At 69.7% G+C, this 16,005-nt stretch carries 12 protein-coding genes, 1 tRNA gene and 1 riboswitch; of the genes, 7 read left to right on the top strand and 6 right to left on the bottom strand.

The annotated features are described in order from the left end of the window. Positions 1-285 precede the first annotated feature (285 nt). Both trmB and OSC30_RS09275 read right to left on the bottom strand, forming a co-directional pair. On the bottom strand, positions 286-993 hold the full coding sequence (trmB, locus tag OSC30_RS09270; RefSeq protein ID WP_267171560.1) for a tRNA (guanosine(46)-N7)-methyltransferase TrmB: 708 nt from the start codon (positions 991-993) through the stop codon (positions 286-288). 104 nt (positions 994-1,097) lie between these two features. Continuing rightward, complete coding sequence (locus OSC30_RS09275) at positions 1,098-3,311, bottom strand: DUF6600 domain-containing protein (RefSeq protein WP_267171561.1); 2,214 nt, start codon at positions 3,309-3,311, stop codon at positions 1,098-1,100. A 215-nt stretch (positions 3,312-3,526) separates the two neighbouring features. On the opposite strand from OSC30_RS09275, the gene OSC30_RS09280 reads away from it, so the two are divergent. The 5 genes from OSC30_RS09280 to OSC30_RS09300 all read left to right on the top strand — a co-directional run bounded on the left by OSC30_RS09280 (position 3,527) and on the right by OSC30_RS09300 (position 7,363). Continuing rightward, positions 3,527-3,600, top strand: a tRNA-Gly gene (locus OSC30_RS09280). A gap of 119 nt (positions 3,601-3,719) precedes the next feature. Beyond that, positions 3,720-4,187, top strand: coding sequence for an ATP-dependent zinc protease family protein (locus tag OSC30_RS09285; protein WP_267171562.1), 468 nt, complete (start codon positions 3,720-3,722; stop codon positions 4,185-4,187). 20 nt (positions 4,188-4,207) lie between these two features. Continuing rightward, the gene (gene rimK, locus OSC30_RS09290; protein ID WP_267171563.1) at positions 4,208-5,083 is read left to right on the top strand and encodes a 30S ribosomal protein S6--L-glutamate ligase; all 876 of its coding nucleotides are present in this window, start codon (positions 4,208-4,210) and stop codon (positions 5,081-5,083) included. 311 nt (positions 5,084-5,394) lie between these two features. Further along, positions 5,395-6,081, top strand: a complete 687-nt coding sequence (locus OSC30_RS09295) for a response regulator transcription factor (RefSeq protein ID WP_091340102.1) — start codon at positions 5,395-5,397, stop codon at positions 6,079-6,081. Then, positions 6,065-7,363 carry a sensor histidine kinase gene (locus OSC30_RS09300; RefSeq protein WP_267171564.1) on the top strand — a complete coding sequence of 433 codons (1,299 nt, stop codon included), beginning with the start codon at positions 6,065-6,067 and terminating at the stop codon, positions 7,361-7,363. The genes OSC30_RS09295 and OSC30_RS09300 overlap by 17 nt, the downstream gene beginning before the upstream one ends. A gap of 109 nt (positions 7,364-7,472) precedes the next feature. Here OSC30_RS09300 and OSC30_RS09305 read toward each other — a convergent pair whose 3' ends face one another. The 4 genes from OSC30_RS09305 to ahcY all read right to left on the bottom strand — a co-directional run bounded on the left by OSC30_RS09305 (position 7,473) and on the right by ahcY (position 11,545). Continuing rightward, positions 7,473-8,390 carry a branched-chain amino acid transaminase gene (locus tag OSC30_RS09305; RefSeq protein ID WP_267171565.1) on the bottom strand — a complete coding sequence of 306 codons (918 nt, stop codon included), beginning with the start codon at positions 8,388-8,390 and terminating at the stop codon, positions 7,473-7,475. A 60-nt stretch (positions 8,391-8,450) separates the two neighbouring features. Beyond that, positions 8,451-9,014, bottom strand: a complete 564-nt coding sequence (locus OSC30_RS09310) for a DUF4124 domain-containing protein (RefSeq protein WP_267171566.1) — start codon at positions 9,012-9,014, stop codon at positions 8,451-8,453. After that, positions 8,998-9,822, bottom strand: coding sequence for a methylenetetrahydrofolate reductase [NAD(P)H] (metF, locus tag OSC30_RS09315; protein ID WP_267171567.1), 825 nt, complete (start codon positions 9,820-9,822; stop codon positions 8,998-9,000). Before metF ends, OSC30_RS09310 begins: the two co-directional genes overlap by 17 nt. 268 nt (positions 9,823-10,090) lie before the next feature. Continuing rightward, a complete protein-coding gene (ahcY, locus tag OSC30_RS09320; RefSeq protein WP_267171568.1) occupies positions 10,091-11,545 on the bottom strand; it encodes an adenosylhomocysteinase in 1,455 nt (484 codons plus the stop codon). Positions 11,546-11,594: 49 nt separating this feature from the next. Then, positions 11,595-11,670: riboswitch (S-adenosyl-L-homocysteine riboswitch) on the bottom strand. 153 nt (positions 11,671-11,823) lie between these two features. On the opposite strand from ahcY, the gene ppc reads away from it, so the two are divergent. After that, positions 11,824-14,574: a phosphoenolpyruvate carboxylase gene (gene ppc / locus OSC30_RS09325; RefSeq protein ID WP_267171569.1), complete on the top strand. Its 2,751-nt coding sequence runs from the start codon at positions 11,824-11,826 to the stop codon at positions 14,572-14,574. Positions 14,575-14,714: 140 nt separating this feature from the next. Next, positions 14,715-15,968, top strand: a complete 1,254-nt coding sequence (locus OSC30_RS09330; protein WP_267171570.1) for an efflux RND transporter periplasmic adaptor subunit — start codon at positions 14,715-14,717, stop codon at positions 15,966-15,968. The last annotated feature ends 37 nt before the right edge of the window (positions 15,969-16,005 follow it).

The following is a 16,005-nucleotide window of genomic DNA, read 5'->3' on the forward strand; positions in this document are numbered from 1 at the left end:
GTGAATCCTGGTGCTTGCGGCAAGTGATTCTTGAGCTCTCCCATCGGGAGAAGGGAGGAGTGGCGGTCCCGAGGCGAACGCGACCCCTCGCCCGAGCCCCTCCCCGGAGGGGAATTCCGGTTAACCGCTGGCTCGAACCTTTGCAGGAGCGCAGGCTCACGGTCGCGCACGGGTGCGCTCCTGCAGGGGATCGAGCGTTTTCCGGGCGATCCCTGGACTGGCAGGGCGGGGCGGGGCAAGTGCGGCCCTCCTCCCGGGCCTCCTCCCGAAGAGGAGGGAAGGGCGTCAGGCTTTGCGGTAGAGCAGATCCCGGACACCGTGTCCGAGCTTCAGTCCGCGCCGTTCGAAGTGCGTCTCGATGCGCCAGGCCGGCTTCTCGGCGTACTGGCCCGGCGCGATCGCGTTGCGCCACGCCGGCGCGGCTTCCATCACCTCCAGCATGTGTTCGGCATACGGCTGCCAGTCGGTGGCCAGGTGCAGCAGGCCGCCGGCGGCCATGCGCGAGGCGAGCAGGGCGACGAATTTCGGCTGCACGATGCGGCGCTTGTTGTGGCGCTTCTTGTGCCAGGGATCGGGGAACCAGATGCGTGCCTCGGCCAGCGAGGCAGGGGCGATCTCGTGCTCGAGCACTTCCACCGCGTCATGCTTGTAGATGCGTACGTTGCCCGCATCGCGCTCGGCCAGGGCGTTCATCAGGCGACCCACGCCGGGGCCGTGCACTTCCACGCCGATGTAGTCGCGCAGGGGGTCGTGTTCGCTCGCCCAGGCCAGCGCCTCGCCGTTGCCGAAACCGATTTCCAGCACGCGCGACGCGGTGCGGCCGAACCGGCCATCGAGATCCTGCGCGGTGCCGCTGTAGTCGATGCCGAAGCGCGCCCAGTGCGCGTCGAAGGCGCGTTGCTGGGCAGTCGTCATGCGGCCCTCGCGCAGCACGAAACTGCGGATGCGGCGCAGGTGCAGGGAGGTGTCGGGATGCGGGTGCTGGTCGGTCACGGCGTGCGCCTGGATTGCGGGAGACGGCAGCGCGCGCGAGCCGCGCGCCCTGTCACGGGCGGCGCATTGTAGCGGCGGCGCCGGGTGGGCGCCGCCTGCGAGCATCAGTCTTTCCGGTCGAAGCGACGCGCCGACTCGTGCCGCGCACGCGCCGCCGGCGCGTGCGCGGGGGCGGAGTGCGCCCGGCCGGAAGACGGCGCGGGCGCGCGCGGCCTTGGCGCGGCATGCGGCAGCGGCCGGGCCTGGCGGTACTCCGGCGGGCGCGCGGAACGCTGCGGCGGAGACGCGCGGATGGGCCGTGGCGCAGCGAAGCCCGGCGCGCGCAGGTGTGCGGCGCGGTCGTTGCCGCGGGCCGGAACCTGCCGTGGCGGGGTTTGTCGTTGCCGCGCCGCCTCGATGCGCCCGGCGCGGGTAGCTGCCTCGATCTGCGGCGCGCGCAGGCGCGGACGGTTGCCGGCATCCGGTCGGCGGGCCGGTGCGCGGGGCGTGTCGGCAGGTTGCAGGCGCGACACGCGCGGCAATGTCGGCGCGGTCCGCGCCGCCCGCTCGCGGTCGCCTTCGGCGGTGGAGATGAAGCTCACTCCCGGGCGCGGTGGGGTCGCTTCGCGGGCGGCGTGTGCGCGCACGAAACGCGCCGAACGCAGCTCACCCGGGCGTAGTGGTACCTCGCGCGGCACCGGGCGGGAGCGTGCGTCGACGCCTTGCGTCCCGCGTCCACCGCTGCGCACTGCCGCGCGCGGCGCCTCCCTGGTGCCGGCGCGCGGGGCCGGCGCGATGCGCGCGACCGCCGGCAGCGTGTCGCCACGCGGCCGCAGCACGCGCACGTGCGGCGGCGCCGCGTGCGGCCCGGCGTGATGGGCGCGATCGGCGATGCGCACCGCGCGCGGCGCGTGCCGCGCCACCACTTCTCGCCGAAAGCCCTTCGCCGGCAGCGGCCGCGCCTTGGGCGAACGCGGTGGCGCGAAGCTGTGCGGTGTCGGTCGCGGTGTCGCGTTGCGGGTCTGCAGCGAGGCATCCCGGAGCCGGGCGGGATCGATCTTCAGGCGATGTCGCTGCACGCGGTCGGCGCCGACGAAATTGCGCGCCGGCATCGCGGTGAAGCCGCGCGGGCCATCGCGGTGCAGCGCGCGCACCGGCGGGGCGATGCCGCGGTGCCAGTTCCGGTAGCGGTGGTCGACGCGATCGACCACCACCGTGTTGCGCACGTGGATGTTGGTCACGTTGACCTGCGTGTAGTAGCGGTGGCTGCCGCGGTACCACGGGTCGTAGACCTCGCCCGGGCCGAGCGGGTACCAGCCGACCGGCCGGCTGCCCACCGACACGCTCCAGCGGTTGCCGCCGACGAAGGCGACCAGTGCCGGTGCGTACACGGGACGCCAGCCGGTCGGGCCCGGCACCCAGCACCAGCCGCCGCCGCGCCAGGCCCAGCGGCCGTAGTGGTAGGGCGCGAAGCCCCAGGGCGCGTCGTCCACCCAGGTCCAGCCCCATGGGCCGACCCAGGCCCAATGGCCGTTGCGGTAGGGCGCCCAGCCGGTATCGACGTGCGCCGGATACCAGACCTGCCCGTACTCCGGGTCGCTGCGCCAGTCGCCGTAGCGGTCCAGGTCCTGGTAGCCGATCACGTCCTCGGACACGTAGCGGCGCGATTCCGAATCGGCGTAACGGCGATCGCGCTCGTCGTTCCAGGCGTCGAAGTCGTCGCCGCCGGCGATGTCCTGCAGCGTCACGCCCGCGAGCAGGGAATCGGCGAAGCGGTAGCTGCGCCCGGCGATCACCCGCCGTTGCGCGTCGTTCTCGCCGTACACCGTGGCGCTGCCGTCGAAGGCGGTGACGCGGGTGGCCTGGCCGTCGGCATCGACGTCCACCCGGAAACGACCGGGTTGGTCGACCACCAGCGCCACGGTCGGCGTGTCGATCTCGTAGCTCTGGCCTGCATCGAGCTGGCGCACGGCGAGGCTGAGCGTGCCCTGGGTCAGCTCGAGCTGGGCCAACTGGCCGTCGAGCTGCAGGAAGCCGACGTCGGTGCGGCCATCCAGGCGCAGGGTGGCGCTGTCGAGCTCCAGTTCCGCACGCGCGCCATCGCTACTGGAGAGCCGGTCACCGGTGGTCAACGGACGATTGAGGCCGGCCTCGCCCCACTCCTGCGCGCCGGCCGGCAGCAGGCCGACGTCGCCGCCGAGCCAGGACAGGCGGGCGACCCGGTCCGGCGGATCGCCGCTGTCGTCCAGCGTCTCCGCCGGCAGTGCCCCGGCCATGCACAGCAGCACGGTGGCGACGCAGGAACGCCAGGTGAGCTGCCATTTCGAAGGTGCGTGCATGGGGTTTCCTCCGCGGTATCCCCGTTACAGAACGGCCCATGTCATGAGGCGATGACCGATTATGGACCCGCCTTGCACCCGGCACGGCGCCCGGTCGCCAACGGTTCAGCCGGCCGCCATGCCTGGTCCATGCTCCCCGGTGGGCCCGGCGTGCCTCGCCATGCGGCCTGCCCGTTCCCCAACTCCCGCCTCCCGGGTTACCATCCGCGGCGAGCGCGGGTGTAGCTCAATGGTAGAGCTGTAGCTTCCCAAGCTACTGACGAGGGTTCGATTCCCTTCACCCGCTCCATCCTGCAGCATGGTCCACCACCGTTCGTCGCCTCGCGATGGACGGGTCACGTCCTTCACTTTTCATTGAAGGTACGGCCCGCCCACGCTCCCCGGGCCTCCCGCCAGCACCGTGCAGCCATGACAGACCTGATCACTCTCGGTTGGCGGGAACGACTGGCGCTGCCGCAGTTGGGTATCGACATGCTCAAGGCCAAGCTGGATACGGGCGCGCGGTCCAGCTCGCTGCACGTGGATGCGCTGGAGGCCTTCGAGCGCGATGGCGCCACGTGGCTGCGCTTCTGCCTCACCCTGGGGCGGCGACAACGCCGCACGATGCAGTGCGAGGCGCCGGCGCTGGATCGACGCGTAGTGACCGACACCGGCGGGCACGGCACCGAGCGCTGGTTCGTGCGCAGCGACGTGCTGATCGCCGGGCAGCGCTTCCCGATCGACATCAGCCTCACCGACCGGCGGCATATGCTTTTCCCGATGCTGCTGGGGCGCAGCGCGCTGCTCGGCCGCTTCGCGGTGGATCCGTCGCTTTCCTACACCCAGCCGCGTCCGTTGCCTGCTTTCGCCGAACCGGCGGGGCAGGCCTCCCCGTAACGCCACCACGGCCCATCGTCATGAAGATCGCGATCCTCTCGCGCAACACGCGGTTGTATTCGACCCGCCGGCTGGTCGAGGCCGCGCGCGAACGCGGCCATGTGGTGCGCGTGCTCGACCCGTTGCGCTGCTACGTGCGCATCGCGCCCAACAATGTGGCGGTGCGCTACAAGGGCAAGCCGGTGCGCGACATCGATGCGGTGATCCCGCGCATCGGCACCACCGCCACGTTCTACGGCACCGCGGTGCTGCGCCAGCTGGAAATGATGGGCGTGTACACGCCCAATTCGTCCGATGCGGTGCTGCGCGCGCGCGACAAGCTGCGCGCCCTGCAGATCCTGGCTTCGCACGGCCTGGACATGCCGGTCACCGTATTCGGCGACAACCCGGACGACACCAACGATGTGCTGGCGATGCTGGGCGAGCCGCCGCACGTGATCAAGCTCAACGAGGGCAGCCAGGGCACCGGCGTGGTGCTGGCCGAGAAGCGCGGCGCTTCGCAGAGCGTGATCGAGGCGTTCCGCGGCCTGTACGCCAACTTCCTGGTGCAGGAATTCATCGGCGAGGCCAACGGCAGCGACCTGCGCTGTTTCGTGGTCGGCAAGAAGGTGATCGCCGCCATGCAGCGCGACGCCAGCCCCGGCGATTTCCGCGCCAACCTGCACCGTGGCGGCAGGGCCATGAAGGCCACCCTGAGCGCCGAGGAAAAGCGCATCGCCGTGCGTGCCGCGGGCGCGCTCGGCCTGGGCATCGCCGGTGTGGACCTGCTGCGCTCCAGGCGCGGTCCGCTGATCCTCGAGGTCAACGCCTCGCCCGGCCTGGAGGGCATCGAGGGGGCGACCGGCGTGGACGTGTCCGCCCACATCATCCGGCATCTGGAAGATCGGGCCGGCTGAGCTTTCCTTCACGCCGCTTGCCCTAGAACCGGTCGGCCGGGCGCGGCGGTTAACGAGGGCGTCAGTCCGGGTTAACTGCACCGTAACTGCCCGGGCCCTATAAAGGCTCCACTGCAATGTGCTGGCGCCGGCCCCTTGGGTCCGGAACCGGCAGATTCGGTATCGGGGCAGTAAGCTTGGGCCCAGGTGCAGCGACGACGAGTCGGGCATCTGGGCCTTTTTATTGGCCGCGGCCCGAACAGGCCGGCCACCCGATCGCAAGCTTGTTAAGCTTGCTTCCCTTGAACGGCCAGTGGCCTGTGGAGTGGCGCATGCGTGTCCTTGTGATCGAAGACAACAGCGATATCGCGACCAACATTGGCGACTATCTGGAAGATCGCGGCCACGTGGTCGACTTCGCCGGCGATGGCGTTACCGGCCTGCACCTGGCCGTGGTGCACGACTTCGACGTGATCGTGCTGGACCTCACCCTGCCGGGCATGGACGGCCTGGACGTGGCGCGCAAGCTGCGCCACGAGGCGCACAAGCAGACCCCGGTGCTGATGCTCACCGCGCGCGACGCGCTGGAGCAGAAGCTCACCGGTTTCGAATCCGGCGCCGACGACTACATGACCAAGCCGTTCGCGCTGCAGGAACTGGCTGCGCGGCTGGAAGTGCTGGCGCGTCGCGGCAAGGGCCCGCAGAGCCGCGTGCTCAAGGTCGCCGACCTCACCTACAACCTGGACACCCTCACGGTCAGTCGCGACGGCAAGTCGATCCAGCTGAATCCGATCGGCCTGAAACTGTTGCAGGCGCTGATGGAGGCCAGTCCGTCGGTGGTCACGCGGCAGGACCTGGAGCAGCGCGTGTGGGGCGAGGAACTGCCCGATTCCGATTCGTTGCGCGTGCACATCCACGGCCTGCGCGCGGCGATCGACAAGCCGTTCGACAAGCCGCTGATCCACACCCGCCACGGCATCGGTTACCGCATGGTCGAGCCGGATGCTGTCCAGGCGTAAGCTGCGGTTCCGCCTGATCGTCTCCTTCGCGCTGTTCGGCTTCGGCCTCAGCGCGTTGTTTGCGTTTGCGGCACTGAACATCCGCACGCGGGTGGAGGAGCAGCTGGTCAACGCCAGCCTGCTCGACGACGCCAAGTGGGCCAACCAGCAGGCGCGCGAACACCCGAACGAACCCGGCCCCGGCTCGCGCCTGCTCACCGGCGCCATCAAGAGCGAGCGCACGCTCTACAAGCTGCCGATGTCGTGGCAAAACCTCGCCCGGTCCAATGGCGTGCACGACATCTACGAACCGGCCGACGACGGCCAGACCCACCACTACAAGCTTGCCGTGTGGAATGAAGGCGGCGTGATCAGCTTCCTTCGCTACGACGTGTCGCGCGAAGAGCTGGGCAAGCAGCAGTTGCTGATCAGCGTGATCGGCGCGGTGTTCCTGTTCGGTCTGCTCTCGCTGGTGCTGGGGCTGTGGCTCTCGCGCAAGGTGCTCAAGCCGGTCAGTGAACTGGCCGCGCGCCTGCGCGACTTCCGCAAGGCCGGCAAGGCCGAGCCGCTGGCACCGCATTTTGCCGACGACGAGGTCGGCGAGCTGGCGCTGGCCCTGGACGAGTACGCCGCGCGGCTCACCGCCATGGTCGAGCGCGACCGCGAGTTCAACTCCGACGTCAGCCACGAGTTGCGCACGCCGCTGGCGGTGATCGCCAGCACCACCGAACTGCTGCAGGGCTCGCCGGACCTCACCGACAAGCTGCGCGAGCGTCTCAAGCGGATCGAGCGTTCCTCGCGCCAGGCCACCGAACTGATCGAGGCGCTGCTACTGCTCTCGCGAGCCGAGCGGCGCGGCCCCACGCGCGGCGAAACCACCGACGTGGCCAAGGTCGCCGCCGACGTGATCGAGAGCCAGCGCCCGCAGATGCGCGACAAGCCGTTGGACATCGAATTGGCGGTGCACGGGCCGCTCAGCGTCAACGCACCGGCGTCGGTGTTGTCGGTGGCGCTGACCAACCTGATCGGCAACGCGATCAAGTACACGCTGGAAGGATCGGTGCGGGTGCAGATCGGCGAGGGCCGCATCGAAGTGATCGACACCGGCCCCGGCATCAAGCCGGAAGATGCCGAACGGCTGTTCCAGCGCGGTGTGCGCGGCGAGGGCGTGGGCGGCAGTGGCGCCGGCCTGGGCCTGGCGATCGTGCGGCGGTTGTGCGACCTGTATGGCTGGCAGGTATCGATGCGGCCGCGCAACGATGCGAACGGGGCGATCGCCAGCCTGGTGTTCGAACCCGCCTGATCATCCGGCTCTTGCAGGATCCGGTAGGGTGGGCTTCAGCCCACCGTACTCGTTCGCGCGGCGGGTGGATGGTGGGCTGAAGCCACCCTACGCCCTCCGGCGATTTCAATCAGACCGGTTCCAGCCAGCCCCACTGGTCGTTGGTGCGCCCGTCGAACAGCCCGAAATACAGCTCCTGCAAGCGCCGCGTCACGCGCCCGGCGGTGCCGTTGCCGACCTGCTTGCCGTCGATCGAGCAGATCGGTGTGACCTCGGCGGCGGTGCCGCACATCAGCACTTCGTCGGCCAGGTAGAGGTACTCGCGCGGCAGGTCGCGCTCGACCACCTCGATGCCGTCCTCGCGCGCCAGCGCCTTCAAGGTGTCGCGGGTGATGCCGGTAAGGATCGAGGCGCTGGCCGGGGTGGTGTGCAGCACGCCGTCGAACACCAGGAACAGGTTCTCGCCCGCGCCCTCGCTGAGCAGGCCGGTGTTGGCCAGGGCGATGCCCTCGCCGAAACCGAGCCGGCGCGCCTCGCGCGCGATCAACTGGCCGGACAGATAGTTGCCGCCGGCCTTGGCGCCGGCCGGAAGGGTGTTGGGGGCAAAGCGCTGCCAGCTCGACACGCACGCGGTGATGCCCTGTTCCAGGGCCTCCGGCCCCAGGTACGGGCCCATCGGCCAGGCCGCCACCGCCACGTCGATCGGCGTCTCGGCGGACAGCCCGAAACCGCCCAGGCCGCGATATGCCACCGGGCGCAGGTAGGCGGCGGTCAGGTCGTTCTTCTTGATCACCTCGCGGCAGGCCGCGGCCAGCTCGTCCTGCGAGTAGGGCAGCACCATGTCGTAGATGCGCGCCGACTGATACAGCCGGTGCAGGTGGTCAGTGAGGCGGAAGATCGCCGCGCCGTCGGGCGTGGCGTAGCTGCGGATGCCTTCGAACACCGACGAACCGTAATGCAGCGCATGCGACATCACGTGGGTGGTGGCCTCGCGCCACGGCTTGATCGTGCCGTTCTGCCAGATCCACTCGGGGTATTGCTGCGCCATGACGGTTCTCCTCCAGGGGACCGCCCATGATAACCGCTGCGTGCCGTCGCCCGCGCGTGCCTATTCCTGGCGCAACCACAGGCAGCCGGCATGGCGCTCGATGGCGAAGCGCGTCTCGCCTGGGTCGTCGCTGCCATCCGGCGGAACCGTGCGCACCACCAGCGCCGCCGTTCCATCGCTTGCCGAACCGTCATCCGGCAGGTCGATGCCGACCAGCGGCCGTCGCATCAACCCGGCCAATGCGCGGATGTCGGCCACCGCGGCATGCTCGCCGTAGCCGGCCCACAGGATCAGCCCGGCCAGCCGGTTGGCATCGGCGTTGGCGAAGGCGTCGATCACCGCGCCGCGCAGCGCATCCACGTCGGCCGCGCAGGTGACGGCGGGCGGCCGCAGCGAGGGCGCGCTTGCCGAGGCGGCCGTCGCGGGCGCAGCCGTGGCCTGCAGGCTGCTGCAGGGCTGGTCGGTGAACACCGGATGCCCGTCGGCGGCGATGCAATGGTAGATCGGCGACTGCGCGTGACCGGGCAGGGCGGTCAGCGCCAGCAACAGCAACAGGACAAGGCGCAGCGTGGGCATCGGCCGAGCATAGCGGCCCGGCGCGAACGCTTCAGTGCAATTGCGCAAGCACCGCCTGCGTGGCCCTGGCCCGGTTCAGGGTGTAGAAATGCAGACCCGGCGCGCCGCCCTCGAGCAGGCGCCGGCACAATTGCGCCACCACCTCGGCACCGAGCGCGCGGATCGCGTCGGCGTCGTCGCCATGGGCCTGCATGCGCTTGACGATCCAGCGTGGGATCTCCGCCCCGCAGGCGTCGGAAAAACGCTTGAGCTGGCTGAAGTTGGTGATCGGCATGATGCCCGGCACGATCGGCACGGTGACGCCCAGCCGGCGCACGTCGTCGACAAAGCGGAAATAGGCGTCCGGGTTGAAGAAGTACTGGGTGATCGCGCCGTCCGCGCCGGCATCGACCTTGGCCTTGAAGTGGCCAAGGTCGCGCAGCGCGTCCTCGGCCTGCGGATGGATTTCCGGATAGGCCGCCACCTCGATGTGGAAGTGGGCGCCGGAATGCTCGCGGATGAACGCGACCAGCTCGGCTGCATAGCGGAAGTCGCCCGGCGAGGCCATGCCCGAGGGAAGGTCGCCGCGCAGCGCCACGATGCGCCGATAGCCGGCGGCGCGATAGCCGTCCAGCAGCGCGGCAATCTCCGCCCGCGTTCCGCCCATGCAGGACAGGTGCGGCGCCACGGCCAGGCCGTGGCGCCGGTCGAGCCGCGCCACGGTGTCGCCGGTGTAGCTCAACGTGGAGCCGCCCGCACCGAAGGTCACCGAAACATAGTCCGGCGCGTGCGCCTTCAGCGTCTGCGCGGCGCGGTCGAGCTGGGCGCGCTGCTCGTCGGTCTTGGGTGGGAAGAATTCGAAGCTGATCGCGGGCATCGTGGTTTCCTGCGGTGCGTGACGCGCATTGTATACATTCATCGCGATGAAGCGATAGATGTTGGTCCCGACAAGAGCGGCCCTTCATCCCAGCCCTCTCCCCCGCGGGAAGAGCGGGCAAAAGCGGCTTTCCCCGGACGCTTGCATGCACCACGGCCGGGCTCCCTCTCCCCGCCGGGAAGAGGGTTGGGCTGAGGGGCCGGGGCTCGCGGGGAACAAAAAAGGGCCGCATCGCTGCGGCCCTTTATCGTCACGAGGAGCAAATCGCTCAGTACCGGTAATGCTCTGCCTTGTACGGCCCTTCCACCGGCACGCCGAGATACGAAGCCTGCTCGGTCGTCAGCGTGGTCAGCTTCACGCCGATCTTCTCCAGGTGCAGCCGTGCCACTTCCTCGTCCAGCTTCTTGGGCAGGATGTAGACCTTCGGCTGGTAGCTGTCCTTGTGCGCCCACAGCTCGATCTGCGCCAGCGTCTGGTTGGCGAACGAGTTGGACATCACGAAGCTCGGATGGCCGGTGGCGCAACCGAGGTTCACCAGGCGGCCTTCGGCCAGCAGGAAGATGGACTGGCCCTGCTTTCCATCAGCATGTTTGAAGGTGAACTTGTCTACCTGCGGCTTGATGTTGGTGCGCTCGGCGCCGGAGGCGATCAGCGCGTCGACCTGGATCTCGTTGTCGAAGTGGCCGATGTTGCAGACGATCGCCTGGTCCTTCATCGCCCGCATGTGCTCCAGGCGGATCACGTCCTTGTTGCCGGTGGTGGTGACGTAGATGTCGCCGCGGCCCAGCGTGGATTCCACGGTGTTCACCTCGAAGCCTTCCATCGCCGCCTGCAGGGCGTTGATCGGATCGATCTCGGTGACCACCACGCGCGCGCCATAGGCACGCAGGCTGTGCGCGCAGCCCTTGCCGACGTCGCCGTAGCCGCATACCACTGCGACCTTGCCGGCCAGCATCACGTCCATCGCCCGCTTCAGGCCATCGGCCAGCGATTCGCGGCAGCCGTACAGGTTGTCGAACTTGCTCTTGGTGACCGAGTCGTTGACGTTGATCGCCGGGATCAGCAGCTTGCCTTCCTGCGCCAGCTGGTAGAGGCGGTGCACGCCGGTGGTGGTCTCCTCGGACACACCCTTCCAGTCCTTGACCACGGTGTGCCAGAACCCCGGGCGCTCGGCATGCACGCGCTTGAGCAGGTTCTTGATCACCTGCTCCTCGTGGCTGCCCGAGGCGGTGTTCACCCAGTCGCTGCCGTTCTCCAGTTCATAGCCGTTGTGGATCAGCAGCGTCACGTCGCCGCCGTCGTCCACCACCAGCTGCGGCCCCAGGAAGCCACCCTTGCCGTCAGGGAAGCTCAACGCCTGAAGCGTGCAGTCCCAGTACTCCTCCAGCGTCTCGCCCTTCCAGGCGAACACCGGCGTGCCGGAGGCGGCGATCGCGGCGGCAGCGTGGTCCTGGGTCGAGAAGATGTTGCACGAGGCCCAGCGCACGTCGGCGCCGATGTCCTTGAGTGTCTCGATCAACACCGCGGTCTGGATCGTCATATGCAGAGAGCCGGTCACGCGCACACCCTTGAGCGGCGCCTGCGGTGCGTACTTCTTGCGGATGGACATCAGGCCGGGCATCTCGTGCTCGGCGATGTCGATCTCCTTGCGGCCGAAGTCGGCCAGGGAGATGTCGCGGATCTTGTAGTCGTGGTTCTGTTGGGCCTGGATGGCGGCGTTCATGCTTGTCTCCGGTTCTTTGGGGAACCTTGCCGGTGCGGGCGAAGGTCCGCATGGGTGAGCGCCGTTGTTGCAGATGCCTGCCGAGCCTGGCCGTCGCGCGGACGGTCGCAGCGCCCCTCGGCGGACACGAAAGGCGCCCATTATACCGGCCGCGGAAAGCTTCTGTAGGAGCGCACCCGTGCGCGACCGCCTTGCATCCCGACGGCGCACGGGTGCGCTCCTACAAGGGATTCGCGGTCGATTCGCTAGTCTTGGGCCAATCCCCCGGAGAGCCGCCCATGGAAGCGAACCGCGATACCGACTACCTGCCGCACGACGGCCCCCTGCGCGAGGACGTCGGCCGGCTCGGCCGGCTGGTCGGACGGATGCTGGCCGAACAGGGCGGCGAGGCGTTCTTCCAACGGGTCGAGGCCGTGCGCCAGGCGTCCATACAGCGCCGCCACGAGGGCGAGCCGGTGGCTGCGCTGGCCCGTTCGCTCGAGGGCATGGACGCCGATCAGGCCGAAGCGCTGGCGCGCGCCTTCGCCACCTATTTCCACGCGGTGAACATCGCCGAGCGCGTGCACCGCATCCGCCGCCGCCGCGACTACCAGCGCGCGGGCAGCGCGCCGCAGCCCGAGTCGCTGCTGGACGTGCTCGGCCGGCTCAAGGCCGAGGGCGTGGGCACCGACGAATTGCTCGGCTGGCTCGAGCGCCTGTGGATCGAGCCGGTGTTCACGGCGCACCCGACCGAGGCGGTGCGCCGCTCGCTGCTGGAGAAGGAGCAGGCGATCGTGCGCGCGCTGGTCGACGGCTTCGATGCCAGCCGCACGCCGCAGGAGCGCGAGGAGGACGAGGACCGCATCTACATGGCGCTCTCCACCGGCTGGCAGACCGCCGAAGCCTCGCCGGTGCGCCCCACCGTGCAGGACGAGCACCACCACGTCGGCTTCTACCTCGCCAACCCGATCTATCGCATCGTGCCGGCGCTGTACGAAGCGCTGTCCGACGCGCTGCAGTCGACCTACGACGTGCAGGCCCGGTTGCCGCGCCTGCTTGGTTTCGCCAGCTGGGTCGGCGGCGACATGGACGGCAACCCCAACGTCGGTGCCGATACCATCGCCGCCAGCCTGGCTACCCAGCGCGCGCACGTGCTGGAGCACTACATTGCCGACGTCGCCGCGCTGGCACGCCTGCTCAGCCAGACCCAGGGGCGCGTGGCGGTCGGTGCCGAACTGGCCGCACGCCTGGCCGATTACCGCACGCGCTTCCCGCAGGCTGCCGCGCGCATCCGGCCACGCCATGCCGACATGCCTTATCGCTGCCTGCTCACGCTAGTCGGCGCGCGGCTGGAAGCCACCGGCGAAAACGGCCACGCGGAGGGCTACGGCTCGCCTGCCGAACTGCTCGACGACCTGCAACTCATCGACCGCAGCCTGCTCACCCACTGCGGTCTGCATGCCGGCGCGTATGCGGTGCGGCGGCTGATCTGGCGCGTGCGCACCTTCGGTTTCCACCTGGCGCGGCTGGACGTGCGGCAGGATTCGCGCGTGCATGACGACGCACTTGCCGCGTTGCTGGACGATGCCGGGTGGGCATCGCGCGACGAGGCCGATCGCGCGGCGTGCCTGCAGCCCTATGCGGGTGGCCGCACGCGCTTCGCTGCCTGCGACGACGCCAACGCCATCGCGTTGCGCGACGTCTTCGCCACCCTGCGCGACGCCCGCGCGCGCTACGGCACCAACGCCACCGGCCTGTACGTCATCAGCATGGCCCGCTCTGCCGCGGACGTGCTCGCGGTGCTGGCGCTGGCGAGGTATGGCGGCCTGCTGGCATCTGTTCCCTCTCCCCCGTCGGCTAGCCAGGATGGAGGCGGCGAAGCTGAAGGCGTCCCCCTCGACATCGCCCCGCTGTTCGAAACCATCGACGACCTCAAGCAGGCCCCCGCGACCCTGCGCGCGCTGCTTGCCGACCCGGTCTACCGCGCCCACCTGCGGTCCCGCGGCGATCGCCAGTGGGTGATGCTGGGCTACTCCGACAGCGGCAAGGACGGCGGCACGCTGGCCTCGCGCTGGGCATTGCAACGTGCCCAGGTGGAACTGCTGGACGTGGCCGGGTCTTCGGGCATCCATCTGGCGTTCTTCCACGGCCGCGGCGGCTCGGCCAGCCGCGGCGGTGCACGCATCGCGCCGGCGCTGATGTCCTCGCCGCGCGGTTCGGTGGCCGGCGTGTTGCGCGTGACCGAGCAGGGCGAGGTGATCCACCGCAAGTACGGCATCCGCGCGCTGGCCTTGCGCAACCTGGAGCAGACCACCAGCGCCGTGCTGCGCGCCTCATTGCGCCCGCGCGCCACGGATCCGCGCGAGGCCCGGTGGCGCGAACGCATGGAAACATTGTCCGCGCACAGCCGCAGGCACTACCGCGCGCTGGTCGAGCGCGACGGTTTCGTCGATTATTTCCGCAGTGCCACGCCGATCGACGTGGTCGAGCGCATGACGCTGGGCTCGCGGCCCGCCAGCCGCCGCAGCATGCGCGGCGTGCAGGATCTGCGCGCGATCCCCTGGGTGTTCGCCTGGACCCAGTGCCGCTCGATCATCACCGGTTGGTACGGCCTGGGCAGCGCGCTGGAGCAGGGCGCCGCGGACTTCGGCGAAGCGGCGATGATCGAGATGGCGCGCGACTGGCCGTTTTTCGCCAATGCGCTGGACGACGTGTCGATGGTGCTGGCCAAGTGCGACCTGGACATTGCCGAGGCCTTCTCGCGCCTGGCCGGGGAACTGCACGCGCCGTTCTTCGGCATGATCCGCGAGGAGTTCGACCGCACCCGTGGCTGGCTGCTCAAGCTCAAGGGCAGCGATGCGCTGCTGGCCGACAACCCGCGACTGGCCGTATCGATCCGCCTGCGCAACCCCTACGTGGACCCCATGAGCCTGCTCACCGTCGACCTGCTCGGCCGCTGGCGCGCCGGCGGCAGCCAGGAAGAGGCGCTGCTGCGCGCGCTGGTCGCCTGCGTCAACGGCGTCTCGCAGGGCCTGCAGAACACCGGCTGAGGTTGCGGCTTCCCCCCGGACGGCTGTACGCCGGCGGATAGCCGGCATCCGAAAGCGGACGCCATGGCTGCCAGCGCCGTCCCTGCCACGCGGCTTTCATGCGGTTTTCCGGTTGGCACGCCTGTTGCCAACTGTCCTCCATGGATATCGCCAACCCGCAACTGAAACTGCAACGCCGCCGGCGGAGGTTCTGGCTGACCGGGGCGGGCGTCGCGCTGGTCGCGCTGGCCGCGCTGGCGCTGGCGCGGCTGGGGCCTGCGCTGCCGACGGCCGAGCGCGCGAGCCTGTGGATCGATGCCGTGCAACAGGGCGACATGCTGCAGGAGGTGCGCGCCACCGGCACGCTGGTGCCGCGCTCCAGTCGTTGGCTGGCGGCCGCCACCGCGGCGCAGGTGCAGCAGATCCTGGTCTGGCCCGGCGCAACGGTGAAGCCCGATACCGTGCTGATGCGCCTGGCCAATCCTGAAGTCGAGGACGCCCTGCGCAACGCGCAGGCGCAGCTCGCGGCCGCCCGGGCGGAAGTGGCCGCCAAGCGGGCCGAGCTGCACTCGCAACTGCTGGACGAGCGCGCCGCGCTGGCCCAGGCGCAGTCCGACTACGCGCAGGCCCAGGTCAAGGCGCAGGCCGACGCCAAGGCGGTGCAGAAGGACCTGATCCCGCGCGTGCAGTACCAGCAGGGCCTGATCGCACTGAAGCAATTGAAGGCGCGCATGCAGATCGAGCAGGAGCGCGTGGACAGCTTCGCCGGCAGCATGAAGGCGCAGATGGACGCCGCCCAGGCGCGCGCGCTGCAACAGCGCAGCAACCTTACCCTGCGCCAGCGCCAGGCTGATGCCCTGAACGTCACCGCAGGCATCGCCGGCGTATTGCAGGAGGTGGCCGTGCAGGAAGGCGCACGCGTGGCCGAGGGTGCCAGCCTGGCGCGGGTGGCGCGGCCGGACGTGCTGATCGCCCGCCTGCAGGTGCCCGAGGTGCAGGCCAAGGATGTGGCGATGGGCATGCCGGTGGGCGTGGACACGCACAATGGCGTGGTGCAGGGCCGCGTCGAGCGGATCGACCCGGCCGTACGCAACGGCAGCGTGCAGGTGGACGTGGCGCTGGACGGCAAACTGCCCGCCGGGGCGCGGCCGGACCTCTCGGTCGACGGCCGCATCCGCATCGCGCGGCTCGACAACGTGCTCTCGGTCGGCCGCCCCGCCCTGGCCAAGGCCGACAGCGACCTCAGCCTGTTCCGCCTCGACCCGGCCGGCGACACTGCCACGCGGGTGCCGGTGCGCGTGGGTGCCGCCTCGGTCGACCGCGTGCAGGTGCTGCGTGGCCTCAAGGCCGGCGACCGGCTGATCCTGTCCGACACCAGCCAATGGGACGGCTATGACCGCATCCGCATCGAATGAACCCGTAGGGTGGGCTTCAGCCCACCACGCATGCCAC

Source organism: Frateuria hangzhouensis (assembly GCF_026410505.1).
GTDB classification, from domain to species: Bacteria; Pseudomonadota; Gammaproteobacteria; order Xanthomonadales; family Rhodanobacteraceae; genus Frateuria_A; species Frateuria_A hangzhouensis.

Coding starts and splice junctions, on each gene's coding strand:
- ahcY (WP_267171568.1), bottom strand. CDS start 11,545: ATGAACGCCGCCATCCAGGCCCAACAGAACCACGACTACAAGATCCGC.
- metF (WP_267171567.1), bottom strand. CDS start 9,822: ATGCCCGCGATCAGCTTCGAATTCTTCCCACCCAAGACCGACGAGCAG.
- OSC30_RS09295 (WP_091340102.1), top strand. CDS start 5,395: ATGCGTGTCCTTGTGATCGAAGACAACAGCGATATCGCGACCAACATT.
- OSC30_RS09330 (WP_267171570.1), top strand. CDS start 14,715: ATGGATATCGCCAACCCGCAACTGAAACTGCAACGCCGCCGGCGGAGG.
- OSC30_RS09285 (WP_267171562.1), top strand. CDS start 3,720: ATGACAGACCTGATCACTCTCGGTTGGCGGGAACGACTGGCGCTGCCG.
- ppc (WP_267171569.1), top strand. CDS start 11,824: ATGGAAGCGAACCGCGATACCGACTACCTGCCGCACGACGGCCCCCTG.
- OSC30_RS09300 (WP_267171564.1), top strand. CDS start 6,065: ATGCTGTCCAGGCGTAAGCTGCGGTTCCGCCTGATCGTCTCCTTCGCG.
- OSC30_RS09275 (WP_267171561.1), bottom strand. CDS start 3,311: ATGCACGCACCTTCGAAATGGCAGCTCACCTGGCGTTCCTGCGTCGCC.
- OSC30_RS09305 (WP_267171565.1), bottom strand. CDS start 8,390: ATGGCGCAGCAATACCCCGAGTGGATCTGGCAGAACGGCACGATCAAG.
- rimK (WP_267171563.1), top strand. CDS start 4,208: ATGAAGATCGCGATCCTCTCGCGCAACACGCGGTTGTATTCGACCCGC.